The organism is Kitasatospora sp. NPDC058444, from assembly GCF_042721415.1.
In the GTDB taxonomy this organism is placed as follows: Bacteria; Actinomycetota; Actinomycetes; order Streptomycetales; family Streptomycetaceae; genus Kitasatospora.
In genome coordinates this window covers 46,776-59,026 of the sequence record NZ_JBHXLL010000018.1, presented here as the reverse complement: position 1 = coordinate 59,026, position 12,251 = coordinate 46,776, and the positions used below count along the sequence as shown (strand labels likewise).

At 75.2% G+C, this 12,251-nt stretch carries 10 protein-coding genes; 7 read left to right on the top strand and 3 right to left on the bottom strand.

Features of this window, described 5'->3' with window-relative positions; translation table 11 throughout:
- The first annotated feature begins 37 nt into the window (after positions 1-37).
- The 3 genes from ACFWP2_RS20165 (at position 38) to ACFWP2_RS20155 (ending at position 2,784) form a co-directional block, all read left to right on the top strand.
- Positions 38-835 (top strand): carbon-nitrogen family hydrolase, encoded by a 798-nt coding sequence (locus ACFWP2_RS20165; protein WP_380453144.1) that lies wholly within the window; start codon positions 38-40, stop codon positions 833-835.
- 145 nt (positions 836-980) lie between these two features.
- Entirely contained in the window at positions 981-2,021 is a 1,041-nt protein-coding gene (locus tag ACFWP2_RS20160; RefSeq protein WP_380453142.1) for a GntR family transcriptional regulator, read from the top strand.
- A 115-nt stretch (positions 2,022-2,136) separates the two neighbouring features.
- Positions 2,137-2,784 carry a hypothetical protein gene (locus ACFWP2_RS20155; RefSeq protein ID WP_380453140.1) on the top strand — a complete coding sequence of 216 codons (648 nt, stop codon included), beginning with the start codon at positions 2,137-2,139 and terminating at the stop codon, positions 2,782-2,784.
- 61 nt (positions 2,785-2,845) lie between these two features.
- On the opposite strand, the gene ACFWP2_RS20150 is transcribed toward ACFWP2_RS20155, so the two are convergent.
- Entirely contained in the window at positions 2,846-3,631 is a 786-nt protein-coding gene (locus ACFWP2_RS20150; protein ID WP_380453138.1) for an SLATT domain-containing protein, read from the bottom strand.
- A 367-nt stretch (positions 3,632-3,998) separates the two neighbouring features.
- Here ACFWP2_RS20150 and purD point away from each other — a divergent pair, with 367 nt between their 5' ends.
- The 4 genes from purD to ACFWP2_RS20130 all read left to right on the top strand — a co-directional run bounded on the left by purD (position 3,999) and on the right by ACFWP2_RS20130 (position 10,303).
- A complete protein-coding gene (purD, locus tag ACFWP2_RS20145) occupies positions 3,999-5,246 on the top strand; it encodes a phosphoribosylamine--glycine ligase (protein ID WP_380453136.1) in 1,248 nt (415 codons plus the stop codon).
- Positions 5,247-5,940: 694 nt separating this feature from the next.
- Positions 5,941-7,524: a hypothetical protein gene (locus ACFWP2_RS20140; RefSeq protein ID WP_380453134.1), complete on the top strand. Its 1,584-nt coding sequence runs from the start codon at positions 5,941-5,943 to the stop codon at positions 7,522-7,524.
- Between the two features lie 228 nt (positions 7,525-7,752).
- Positions 7,753-9,291: a N,N-dimethylformamidase beta subunit family domain-containing protein gene (locus ACFWP2_RS20135; protein WP_380453132.1), complete on the top strand. Its 1,539-nt coding sequence runs from the start codon at positions 7,753-7,755 to the stop codon at positions 9,289-9,291.
- Positions 9,292-9,403: 112 nt separating this feature from the next.
- Positions 9,404-10,303: a phosphoribosylaminoimidazolesuccinocarboxamide synthase gene (locus ACFWP2_RS20130; RefSeq protein WP_380453130.1), complete on the top strand. Its 900-nt coding sequence runs from the start codon at positions 9,404-9,406 to the stop codon at positions 10,301-10,303.
- Positions 10,304-10,332: 29 nt separating this feature from the next.
- Here the strand turns inward: ACFWP2_RS20130 and ACFWP2_RS20125 are convergent, their stop codons facing one another.
- Together ACFWP2_RS20125 and ACFWP2_RS20120 are read right to left on the bottom strand one after the other, a co-directional pair.
- Positions 10,333-10,956 carry a response regulator gene (locus tag ACFWP2_RS20125; protein WP_380453128.1) on the bottom strand — a complete coding sequence of 208 codons (624 nt, stop codon included), beginning with the start codon at positions 10,954-10,956 and terminating at the stop codon, positions 10,333-10,335.
- 17 nt (positions 10,957-10,973) lie between these two features.
- Complete coding sequence (locus ACFWP2_RS20120) at positions 10,974-12,212, bottom strand: sensor histidine kinase (RefSeq protein WP_380453126.1); 1,239 nt, start codon at positions 12,210-12,212, stop codon at positions 10,974-10,976.
- Positions 12,213-12,251: the final 39 nt, after the last annotated feature.

Here is a 12,251-nt window from a genome sequence, read left to right as displayed (position 1 = left end):
TGACGATCGTAGGTCTCTTGCCGTGGACGGTGGTACTGTGCGCGCTTCATTGATCCAACTCGCGGTCTCCGACGCGGAGCCGCCCGCCGAGCGGAGGGCTCGGGCGGCGGCCCTGGTGCGGGCGCAGCAGGGCGCCGATCTGGTGGTGCTCCCGGAGCTGTGGCCGCTCGGCGGCTTCGCCTACGACCTCTGGTCGGATGGTGCGGAGACGCTGGACGGGCCCACCTCGGACGCGATGTCGGCCGCCGCGCGGGCCGCCGGGGTCTGGCTGCACGCCGGTTCGGTCGTCGAACGCGATCCGGACGGGCCGATCTACAACACCTCGCTGCTGTTCTCCCCGGACGGCGAGTTGGTGCACACCTACCGCAAGATCCACCGCTTCGGCTTCGACAGCGGCGAGGCGGTGGTGATGGGCGCCGGGCAGGAGATCGTCACCGCGCCCACCGACTTCGCCACGCTGGGCCTGGCCACCTGCTACGACCTGCGCTTCCCGGAGCTGTTCCGGGCGCTGCTGGACGCCGGGGCGCAGCTGCTGGTGGTGCCGGCGGCCTGGCCGGCCCGGCGGCGCGAGCACTGGACGCTGCTGGCCCGGGCCCGGGCGGTGGAGGAGCAGGCGTTCGTGCTGGCCTGCAACACCGCCGGGACGCACGCCGGGGTCGAGCAGGCCGGGCACAGCATCGTGGTGGACCCGTGGGGCCGGGTGCTGGCCGAGGCGGGGGCGGACGAGGAGGTGCTGACGGTCGAGTTCGATCCGGCCGAGGTGGGCAAGGCGCGCGCGGAGTTCCCGGTGCTGCGGGACCGCCTGCTGGGGATTCCGGCGCCGGTTCAGCGCTGAGCGGGGCGGGCGGGGCGCCGTGGGCGGCGTTCCGGCGGGTTGGTTCGTACCTGGGCCGGTCGGGTTTGAGAAGATGAGCACTCGTCGTGTTCCCCGCCGGCCCGGACGAGGGCCCGCACAGTAGGCCGCCCAGGAGGTCGCGCCCATGCCTGACAACGGCGCAGGCGACACCCCCCGTCCCGTCATCCACCGCAACAGCCTGCGCGAGCAGATCGCCGGTGCGCTGCGCGAGGAGATGATGGCCGGCCGGCTCGCGGCCGGCCGCAACTTCACCGTCAAGGAGATCGCCGAGCTGTACGGCGTCTCCGCGACCCCGGCCCGCGAGGCGCTGGTCGACCTCGGCGCGCAGGGCCTGCTGCGGGCCGAGCACCACCGCGGCTTCACCGTGCCCGAGCTGGGGTGGGACGACTTCCTGGAGATCTTCGAGTCCCGGGTGCTGATCACCGACAGCTTCCACCGCCAGTACGCCACCCGCCGGGCACTGCCCGACCTCAGCCGGCTGCCCTCGCTGCACCGCCGGGCCGACGCGGCGGTGCGGGCCGCCCGGGCCGGGAACCTGGACGTGATGGTGGGCTGCGACCGGCGCTTCTGGCAGGAGGTCGCCGCACTGCTCGGCAACCGCCGGATGGCCGAGTACCTGGACTGGCTGCGGGTGCAGTCCTGGATGTTCGCCGCGCGCTACCTGCGGGAGCTGCCGACGCTGGGCGGGGTCTGCTGGGAGCGCCACCAGGACCTGGTCGGGGCGATCGAGGCCCGCGACACGTTGGGCGCGCACCGGATCGTCTGCGAGTACAACCTGTACACCGTCCGGCTGCTGGCCGGGCTGGCCGGGCAGCCGCTGGAGTCGGTGGCCGTCCTGGAGCTGCTCACCGAGTACGTGGGGGAGGAGCGGCCACCGGTGCCGGTCGAGCCGCCGCCCGCGCCGCCGGGCCCGCCGGAGCCGGCCGACGATCCCGGCGGCGAGTCCGGTGCCGAGCCCGGTGCCGAGTCCGGCGCGGCCCGCGCCGAGCGGAGTCCGCGCAGCGCCGAGGTGGGCCGGGAACTCGGCCGTGAGCTGGGACTGGGCCTCGGCCTGGTGCCGCAGCCGCGCGCGACACCGTACGGCCGGTTCGGCCGACGGCTGCCCGAACCGCCCTCCGAGTCCCCGCGGGGACGGCCCGACCCGCACGCCGCGCCGGGCCGGTAGGGTGGGCGGTCATCGGACCGGGCGCCTGGTGAAAGGGCCGTCCGGGTACCGACCCCACCCCGTCGTCGCCCCGTCTCCGCGGGCGATCCCCGCCTCCGGAGAGGAACGGCCGGCCATGGCCTGCGACCTCTGGCTCGTCCCGCTGGTGGACGTGCTGAGCCACAGCCCCGACAACCCCTTCCGGGACGACATCGCGCGCTACAACGCGGTGCTGGCCTCGCGCGGGCTGCCCGAGGTGCCGGTCTACCGGTTCGTCCCGGGCGTCAGCGGCGCGGTCGAGCCGATAGCCGCCTTCGACTACGACTCGCTGCACTTCCTGCGCCGCGCCTACCTGTTGGGCCTCACCGGCCTGGACATCACCCCGGTCGACGCGCTCGGCGGCGACTACGAGCAGCTGCTGGAGATGTTCGAGAGCAGCGCCGAACAGTCGCACCTGGTCTGGCACTTCGACCACGCCGGCGCGTACGTGCCGGTGGAGTTCGCGGTGCCGCTGGTGGACGACGAGCTGCTCGCCTCCGGCGGCCCGCTCGGCTCCAGCCACGGGCTGCTGCGCGAACTCCAGGCCGTCGCACCGGCGCTGGGCATCGACCCGCTCAACCCGCCGGGCCCGACCAGACCGCTCGGCCCGACCGGTCTGGAGCAGCCGTTCGGGCCGCCGATCGACGACGTCCACCCCTTCGCCCGGGAGCGGCACGCCTGGTCGGGCCTGTACGCGGCGGCGACCAGGAGCGTCACCCAGGGCTCGATGATCGTCTTCGCCTGAATCCGCTGCCCTCCGCTGCCCTCCGCTGTCCTCCGCTGTCCTCCGGTCGTCCTCCGGTTGTCTATCGCAGCGGCCCCTCCGGCGGCCGCTGGCGCGGCATGGTGGGCCGGGTGCCCGGCGGCGGCAGCACCCGCACCTGGGCGCCCACCCCGGGCTCGCTGCGCCCGCCCCAGGCCCCGCCGGACTGGGTGGGCAGCTGGGTCATCGAGGCGCGGAACTCCAGCATCCACTCGGAGGTCTCGGAGCGGACCATGTCCGAGACGTCCTCGCAGAACCGGCGCAGCACGCCCAGGCAGCGCTCGGCGGCCTCGCCCGCGGTGCCCTCGGTCGGGCCGAGCACCTCGCGCACGCACTCCGACGCCCAGTCGAACTGGAAGGCCTCCAGACGGCGTTGCAGGGCCTGCCCGGTGGAGACGTCCCGCATCCAGCCGGAGGTGAGGCCGAAGACCCGGTCGGTGGCCAGGCAGGCGGCGGAGAGCGCGAAGCCGACGTAGCCCCAGCCGGTGCCGTGCGCGAAGGCGCCCGCCAGGCCGACCAGCGGGGCGGTCACCCCGCCCACCGCGAAGCCGGCCGCGCCGAACCGCAGCAGGCGGGCCCAGCGGCGCTTCCAGACCCGGTCCCGGCGGTACCACTCGATCGCCTCTACCGCCCGCTCCTCGGACCAGCGGTAGAGCTCCTCCAGCCGTTCGGCGGGCTCGCCCCAGTCCCCGAGCGGGAACTGGCGGGTGCTCAGATCGGTCCGCTGGCGGGTGGAGGCGCGTCGGACGACGGCGGCGACGGGCTGGTCCTCCTCACCGATCTCCTTGCCCCAGGCACTCTCCTCGGGCTGCATTTCCGGCTGGCTCACCTGTGGGGCTCCCTGTGGCGGGCGGACTGCTGGCTCTGTCGGCGCAACGGCTGACGCGGTGTCCGCCGGTGGTTCTCCAACAGCACTTCTTACCGCCAAATGGCTGACCGTGGGGGCGCTTCTCCGGTGATCGTTACCGGTTTCGGCCAACGGAACCCGAGGTGGGCGGGTTGCGGGGGGCGGCGAGATTTCACCCGTCCGAGCGAGGGTCCGGTGACCCGACGTCGTGACCCGACCACCCACCGCCGAACCGGCCCCCTCGGACTTGGAGGATCCTCCGGCGCGCCCGGCCCGCGGAGCCCTCCTCCTGGAGGATCAGACGGGACCGGAGAGCGGCCGGAACAGGCCACCGACTACGCTGCCAGGCGTGAAGGTCCTCGTCATCGGCGGCGGCGCCCGCGAACACGCCCTGTGCCGCTCCCTGTCCCAAGATCCCGCAGTGACCGAACTGCACTGTGCCCCGGGCAACGCCGGGATCGCGCAGGTCGCCACGGTCCACCCGGTCGACCAGCTGGACGGTGCGCAGGTCGCCGCGCTGGCCGGCCGGCTCGACGCCGACCTGGTCGTGGTCGGTCCGGAGGCCCCGCTGGTGGCCGGCGTCGCGGACGCCGTGCGCGCGGCCGGCGTCCCGGTGTTCGGCCCGTCCGCGGCGGCCGCCGAACTGGAGGGCTCGAAGGCCTTCGCCAAGGACGTGATGGCCGCGGCCGGCGTCCCCACCGCCCGTTCCTACGTCTGCACCACCGCCGCCGAGGCCGCCGAGGCGCTGGACGCCTTCGGTGCCCCGTACGTGGTCAAGGACGACGGCCTGGCCGCCGGCAAGGGCGTCGTGGTCACCTCCGACCGCGAGGCCGCGCTGGCGCACGCCGCCGGCTGCGAGCGCGTGGTCATCGAGGAGTACCTGGACGGCCCCGAGGTGTCGCTGTTCGCGATCACCGACGGCACCACCGTCGTCCCGCTCCAGCCCGCCCAGGACTTCAAGCGCGCCCTGGACGGCGACGAGGGCCCGAACACCGGCGGCATGGGCGCCTACTCGCCGCTGCCGTGGGCGCCCGCCGGGCTGGTCGAGGAGGTCCTGGAGACCGTCCTCCAGCCGACCGTGGACGAGCTGCGCCGCCGCGGCACCGAGTTCTCCGGCCTGCTGTACGCGGGCCTGGCGCTCACCTCGCGCGGCACCCGGGTGATCGAGTTCAACGCCCGCTTCGGCGACCCGGAGACCCAGGTCGTGCTGGCCCGGCTGCGCACCCCGCTGGCGGGCGTGCTGCTGGCCTCCGCCACCGGCACCCTGGACCAGCTGGAGCCGCTGCGCTGGGACGAGGGCGCGGCCGTCACCGTGGTCGTCGCCTCCGAGGGCTACCCGGCCGCCCCGCGCACCGGTGACCCGATCGAGGGCCTGGCCGAGGCGGAGGCGGACGGCACCGCGTTCGTGCTGCACGCCGGGACGAAGGCGGACGAGGACGGCCGGGTGCTGAGCGCCGGCGGCCGCGTCCTGTCGGTCACCGCGACCGGCGCCGACCTGGCCGAGGCGCGCGAGCTCGCGTACGCCGCGGTGGACCGGATCTCCCTCAAGGGCGGCCACCACCGCACCGACATCGCGCTGAAGGCGGCCACCGCCTGAGACCCGGCGCCCGCGCCGTCCGCGGCCCCCGTGCGAACCGTTCGCACGGGGGCCGCGGTGCGTGCGGAGGCGGGCGGCCCCACGCCGGCGGCCGGCCCCACGCCGACGGCCGGCCCCACGCCGACGGCCGGACCCGCACCGCCGGCGGGCGGAGCCAGCAGGGGCGAGCGGCACTCGAACACCTGAGCCCACCGGTCAACCCCAAGGGCGCAGCGTTCCCGGCGTTTCGGGGCCGGACCGGCCGCGCGGGCGGACACACCGTTCGGCCGACGGATTCCAGCCCATCGGGTGACAGCACCCGCATCCGGCTGACGCAACCGGCCGCGCGGCCTTATGGTGCGCTGGATCGCGGTGCGCGGAGCCCGCGCGCCGGGGTCGCCGCCGGGTAGCGGTGCTCCCACGGGGGGATGCTGGACGGCGTCCGGCCGGGCGGTCGTCGGGGTGCCGCACCGGACCGGTCGCCGGCGTCCGGGCGGCGTCACCGGAACGACCGGGCGGCGTCACCGGGACGAGTGGAAACCGGGGCGATCCGGAACACCCACCCGGACCGGGGCGTCGAAAATGTCAGTAGCGCCACGCAGCATGCACTACCGGGGATCGGACGCCTCCGCTTCCCGGTCGGAACTGATCGTTTCGAGTCGGCTCAGGGCCCGAAGCCGGGCGTTTGAGGGCTCCGAAGGGGGTGTCGCACCGTATGGCCGCAGTCGACATCGCGCGCGCTCACGCCCAGGCGGTCCTGCGGATCCGAGGCCTCGCCCGGGCCGCCGCCGCCGTGCCCGCCGCCCTGGCGGTGGTCCTGCTCGCGGGCCGGTTCACCGGCCGGATCGGCGCGCCCGGGGCCGCCGACGCGGCGGGCTGGGACGCCGCCCGCTGGGCGGTCTGCGCGGTCGCCGCGCTGACCCTGGCGGTGGCCGGGCTGACCGCCCGGGCCCTGCGCCGGACCGACCCGCCCCGGACCCCGGCCGTCCCGCTGGACCGCGCCGAGGCCCCCGAGCTGTACCGGCTGATCGGCGAGCTGGCGGAGCGGCTGGACGTGCCCGCGCCCTCCGCCGTCGCCCTCACCCCGGACTGCGACAGCTGGCTGGAGGACGTCCCGCCGGCCCGGCGGACGGCTCCGCTGCGCCCGGATCCCGGCGCGCCCGCCCCCGTCCTGGTGATCGGCTCGCCCTTCCTGTGGTGGATGCGGGCCGGCGAACTGCGGGCCCTGCTCGCCCCCGTGGTGGCCGGGACGGCCGCCTCCGCCGACCCGGAGATCGCCGCGGCCCGGCGCTTCCTGCGCAGCCTGGACGCCTGTCTGGACTCCGGCGGCGGCGTCGCCCCCGGCCTCGGCGGCGGCACCCTGGCCGTCCCGCCCCGGCCGCCCCGGCGCGGTCCGGCCGGGCTCGCCGACCGGGTCGTGCGCAGGGTCGTCCGCCGCCTGCTCGGCGCCTGCCGGGGCCACTCCGCCGAACTGGAGCGCTCGGTCGCGAGCTGGGCCTCCGAGCAGGCCAGGACGGTCGACTACGGCCTGCGGATCGCCGCCCAGGAGCAGGTCGGCCTGGCCTACGCGGGTTGGGACCGGCTGCTCACCCGGGTGGCGCTGCCCGCCTGGCGGCTCGGCCGCCACCCGGCCCACCTCAACGCCGGCGTGGTCTCGGCGCTCACCGAGCTGTCCCGGCGCGACCGGCTGGCCGACGGCTACGGCAGCCGGCTGGGCGACCGCCCCGCCTGCGACCTGCTGGAGGAGCCCGGCGCCGTCGACCGGGCGGTCTCCCGGCTCGCCGCCGAACTGTTCTTCGGCGACCCGGCGGCCGGCAGCTGGCACGAGCTGGAGTGGGCCGACTACCCGCGCGAGGTGGTGGACGCCGGCTGGCGCTCGGGCGCCGCCACCCTGCAGACCGCCCTGGACCGGCTCGCCCCGCAGTCCCGCCCCGGCGCCCCGACCCTCACCCGGCTGCTGGGCCGGCTCGCCGAGGGCGACGGGGAGCTGCTGGCCGCCGCGCTGGCCGCCCAGCTGGCCCGCACCACCACCCCGGCCCCGCTGCTCGACCCCGACCGCAGCGGCCGCGACCTGCTGGTCGACCACGTCACCGCGATGGTCTGCTGCGCCGCCGTGGACACCGCCGGCGGAGCCCCCGGCCTGGACTGGCTGGACGGCCCGGTGCTGCTGCTCGGCGGGGTGCGCCGCACCGACCTGGCCGGTCCGGTCGCCCAGGCCGTCGAGCAGGGCCAGGACGGACCGCTGCGCGCCTGGCTGGACGCCGCCGACGTCCGTCTGGAGAAACCCGTCCGCCTCTGACGTCCCAGGAGTCACAGGAGGGCGCACGCAACCCGCGCACGCGCCCCCAAAAGGACCGGCCGCCGGGCGTCTTCGCAGGCCGGAGGCCCCAGCCGGGAGGCGCGCGAGATTCCCCGCACCAATCGCTACCGGAGGGTGACGCAGCGCCAGCAGTCTGTGGTGTATTAGACCGCACGCACATCCGGGGGGCACGTGCCAACCGGGCGGAAGTGCACCTGGGAGGGGCGCGTGGGGACCGAACTCAACCGCCGCTGGGAGTCGGGGACGCACGCCTACAGCGTCTCCGACCCCTTCGGCCAGGGCCCGCTGCCCTGGCTGCGCAGCCCGGACCAGTACCTGGCCGGGGTGGAGGGCGCCGTGCCCTGGTACGTCTCGGTGGACGCGCCAGGCCAGCAGGCGCTGACGGCCGGGGTCCGCAGGAAGCCGTCGGTCGGCACCCCCCAGGGCGCCAACGACGTGGACCAGCAGATCAAGGGCTTCGCCTCGGCCGGGGTGGTCCGCCCCGGCGGCTCGGTGGACTTCCGGGTCACCGTGAACCCGCCCCGCGAGTTCACCGTGAACATCTTCCGGATCGGCCACTACGGCGGCGACGGCGCCCGCCACATGACCTCCAGCCCGCTGATCTCCGGCCTCGCCCAGCCCGCCCCGCTGGTGGTCGACCGGACGGTCTCCTGCCACCACTGGTGGCACTCCTGGCGGCAGCAGATCCCGGCCCACTGGAAGCCCGGCGCGTACGTCGCCGTGCTGACCACCGCGGACATGCTGCACCGCAGCCACATCCCCTTCACCGTCCGGGACTTCGACGACCGGGCGCGCACCGCCGAGCTGCTCCTGGTGCTCCCGGACGTGACCTGGCAGGCGTACAACCTGTTCCCCGAGGACGGCCGCACCGGCGCCAGCCTCTACCACGCCTGGGACGGCCGGGGCTGCCTGGTCGGCGAGCCGGAGGCGGCCGTCACCGTCTCCTTCGACCGCCCGCACGCCACCGCCGGACTGCCGCTGCACGTCGGCCACGCGTACGACTTCATCCGCTGGGCCGAGCGCTTCGGCTACGACCTCTCCTACGCCACCGCCACCGACCTGCACGCCGGCCTGGTGGATCCGTTCCGGCACCGGGCGCTGGTCTTCCCCGGCCACGACGAGTACTGGTCCGAGCCGATGCGCAGAGCCGTCGAGCGGGCCCGGGACGGCGGCACCTCGCTGGTGTTCCTCTCCGCCAACACCATGTACTGGCGGGTCGAGCTGACCGCCGCGGCCTCCGGCGAGCCCAACCGGCTGCTCAACTGCCGCAAGCGGCAGAAGGTCCGCCTGGGCAGCCCGGCGGCCGGGGCGGCCGGCGCGGCCAGCGCGCTGTGGCGGGACGCGGGGGAGCCCGAGCAGCACCTGCTCGGGGTGCAGTACTCGGGGCGGGTCGCCGCGCCCGTCCCGCTGGTCGCCCGGCACACCGCGCACTGGCTCTGGGACGGCACCGGCCTCCAGGAGGGCGACGAGCTGCCCGGGCTGGTCGCCGGCGAGGCCGACCGCTACTACCCGAAGGTGGCCCTGCCCGAGCACGTCGAGCGGGTGCTGCTGGCGCACTCGCCGTACCAGGACCCGGCCGGCCGCACCCGCTACCAGGAGACCTCGCTGTACCGGGCGCCCAGCGGCGCGTACGTCTTCGCGGCCGGCACCTTCGCCTGGTCGCCCGCGCTGGGGCGCCCGGGGCTGACCGACGAGCGGATCCAGCGGGCCACCGCCAACCTGCTGGACCGGCTCTGCAAGAACTGAGGTGCGGCGGCCGGAGAACCCGCGTTCGGCGGGCCGTGAAAGACTGCGGGGGCAGTGACCTCCCCTTTCGCCGTGCCCCACGCCCGCGAACGACCCCTGAGGACTGAACACCTTGAGCGGATTTGTCACCAAGCCCGAGCCGGTCCAGGTACCCGGCCTGGTCCACCTGCACACCGGCAAGGTGCGCGACCTCTACCGCAACGAGTCGGGCGAACTGGTCATGGTGGCCAGCGACCGGACGTCCGCCCACGACTGGGTGCTGCCGAACGAGATCCCGGACAAGGGCCGCATCCTCACCCAGCTGTCGCTGTGGTGGTTCGAGCGGATCGCCGACATCGTCCCCAACCACGTGATCTCCACCGAGGTCCCGGCCGGTGCCCCGGCCGACTGGAAGGGCCGCACGCTGGTCTGCCGCAGCCTGGAGATGGTCCCGGTCGAGGCGGTCGCCCGCGGCTACCTGGCCGGCTCCGGCCTGGCCGAGTACCAGGAGAGCCGCACGGTCTGCGGCATCGCGCTGCCGGAGGGCCTGGAGAACAGCTCCGAGCTGCCCGCCCCGATCTACACCCCGGCGCTCAAGGCCGAGGTCGGCGAGCACGACGAGAACGTCTCCTACGAGGAGACCGCCCGCCGGATCGGCGCCGACCTCGCCGCCCGGCTGCGCCGCACCACCCTGGACGTCTACGCCCGGGCCCGGGACATCGCCCGCGAGCGCGGCATCATCCTGGCCGACACCAAGTTCGAGTTCGGCCTGCTGGACGGCGAGCTGGTGATCGGCGACGAGGTGCTCACCCCGGACTCCTCCCGCTACTGGCCCGCCGACGCGTACGCCCCGGGCCGCTCGCAGTCGTCCTTCGACAAGCAGCTGATCCGCGACTGGCTGGTCTCCCCGGACTCCGGCTGGGACCGCCACAGCGAGCAGCCGCCGCCGGCGCTGCCGACCGAGATCGTCGAGCGGACCCGCGCCAAGTACATCGAGGTGTACGAGCGGCTGACCGGTACCACCTGGGCCTGAGCCCGGGACGACCGCCCGCGGGCACGGCCTCAGATCCAGCCGTGCTCGCGGGCGATCCGCACCGCCGCGTGGCGGTTCTCCGCGCCCAGCTTGGTGGCCGCCGAGGACAGGTAGTTGCGCACGGTGCCCGGCGAGAGCGAGGCCCGCTCGGCGATCCCGGCGATCGAGGTGCCGTCCGCGGCCAGCTCCAGGACGTCCGTCTCGCGCGGGGTCAGCGGGGTCTCCCCGGCGCTGATCGCGTCCGCCGCCAGCTCCGGGTCCACGTACCGGCCGCCGGAGCGCACGGTGCGGATGATGCCGGCCAGGTCCGCCGCCGAGACGGTCTTCGGCAGGAAGCCGCGCACCCCGACCTCCAGCGCCCGCTTCAGGTAGCCCGGGCGGCCGTGGCCGGTGACGATCATGCAGCGGCAGTCCGGCAGCAGCAGGCGCAGCCGGTCGGCCACCTCGATGCCGTCCCGGCCCGGCATCTGGAGGTCCAGCACCGCGACGTCCGGGCGGTGCGCCGCCGCCATCGCCAGCGCCTCCGTGCCGGAGCCGGCCTGGGCGACCACCTCGATGTCGTCCTCCAGCGAGAGCAGCGCGGCCAGCGCGCCCCGGATCAGGTGCTCGTCGTCGGCGAGCAGGACGCGGACGGGCGCGGCGTTCTCGGTCATCGGGCGGTCTTTCTTCCTCAGCGGGGCGAGCGGGGCAGCGGGACGGTGGCGAGCATCCGGAAGACGCCCGCCCCGGCGGGTGGCACGGTCAGTTCGCCGTCGTGGGCGGCGAGCCGCTCGCGCAGTCCGCGCAGCCCGGTGCCGCTGCCCTGGGACGGGAACGGGACGTCGGGCACCCCGTCATTCTCCAGCTCCAGCACGGCCCGTCCGTCCTCGGTCCGCAGCCTGATCAGGCAGCGGCCGGCCTCGCTGTGCCGCAGCACGTTGGTGGTGGCCTCGCGGATCACCCAGCCGAGCACCGACTGGACCGGGACCGGCAGCTCTTCGGCGTGCTCGCCGAGGTCGATCTCGCAGGCGACGTCGGCCGAGCGCAGCACCGCGCGGGCCCCGATCGCCTCGGCGTGGAGGTCGGTGGTGCGGTAGCCGCGGACGACGTCCCGGACCTCGCGCTGTGACTCCTGGGCGATCCGCTGTACCTCGGCCATCTGGTCGGCGGCCTCCTCGCGGCCCCGGCGGGCGAGCTGGACGGCGAGCTCGCTCTTCAGCGCGATGGTGGTGAGGTTGCGGCCCATCACGTCGTGCAGGTCGCGGGAGAAGCGCAGCCGTTCCTCGGCGACGGCCAGCCGGGACTGCGCCTCACGGGCCGCGTCCAGCTCCCAGACCACCGAGGTCAGCCAGGCGAAGCTGCGGCAGGTCCCGCCGAGGACGGGCAGCATGACCAGGGCGCCGATCAGCAGGCCGGCGGTGCCGGCGGCGCCGTACCCGGCCAGCACCATCGCCGGGGCCACCAGCAGGAGCCCGCCGAGGGCGGCCAGCGCCGACCGGGCGATCGACAGCCCGATGGACGCCGGACCGAAGGCGATGGCGAGCAGCAGCACCGAGACCGTGGGGGTGAACGCGGTTCCGCCGGCGCCGTCCGCCGCACCGGCGTCCGGCCCGAGCAGCAGGACGGCCCAGGAGCCGGCCACCGCGAAGGCGCCGTTGACGGCCAACCAGCGCAGGTGTTCGGTGGGCCGCTTCAGGTAGTGGTCGAGCGAGGTGCGGCAGGCCCGCAGGCCCAGAAGCGTCGAGGCGAGGGAGACCAGCAGGGAGATCCGGACGGCTCCGACGGAGCCCGGCAGGTCGGCCCGGGCCCCGGCCGAGAGCAGCGTGATCGGGAGCAGCAGCAGCGGCAGCGTGTAGAGCGACCAGCGGAAGTAGAGCTCGGTGCGCTGGGGTTTGCTCAGGCTCGTCCAGCTGCGAAGCGGTGACCGCATTCTCAATTCTTCCGCCCCCAGTTCGACCACGATCGTGCT

Bases quoted from the DNA above. Each gene is read 5' to 3' on its own strand.
- ACFWP2_RS20160 (WP_380453142.1), top strand. From the start codon at position 981: ATGCCTGACAACGGCGCAGGCGACACCCCCCGTCCCGTCATCCACCGC.
- ACFWP2_RS20155 (WP_380453140.1), top strand. From the start codon at position 2,137: ATGGCCTGCGACCTCTGGCTCGTCCCGCTGGTGGACGTGCTGAGCCAC.
- ACFWP2_RS20140 (WP_380453134.1), top strand. From the start codon at position 5,941: ATGGCCGCAGTCGACATCGCGCGCGCTCACGCCCAGGCGGTCCTGCGG.
- ACFWP2_RS20125 (WP_380453128.1), bottom strand. From the start codon at position 10,956: ATGACCGAGAACGCCGCGCCCGTCCGCGTCCTGCTCGCCGACGACGAG.
- ACFWP2_RS20120 (WP_380453126.1), bottom strand. From the start codon at position 12,212: ATGCGGTCACCGCTTCGCAGCTGGACGAGCCTGAGCAAACCCCAGCGC.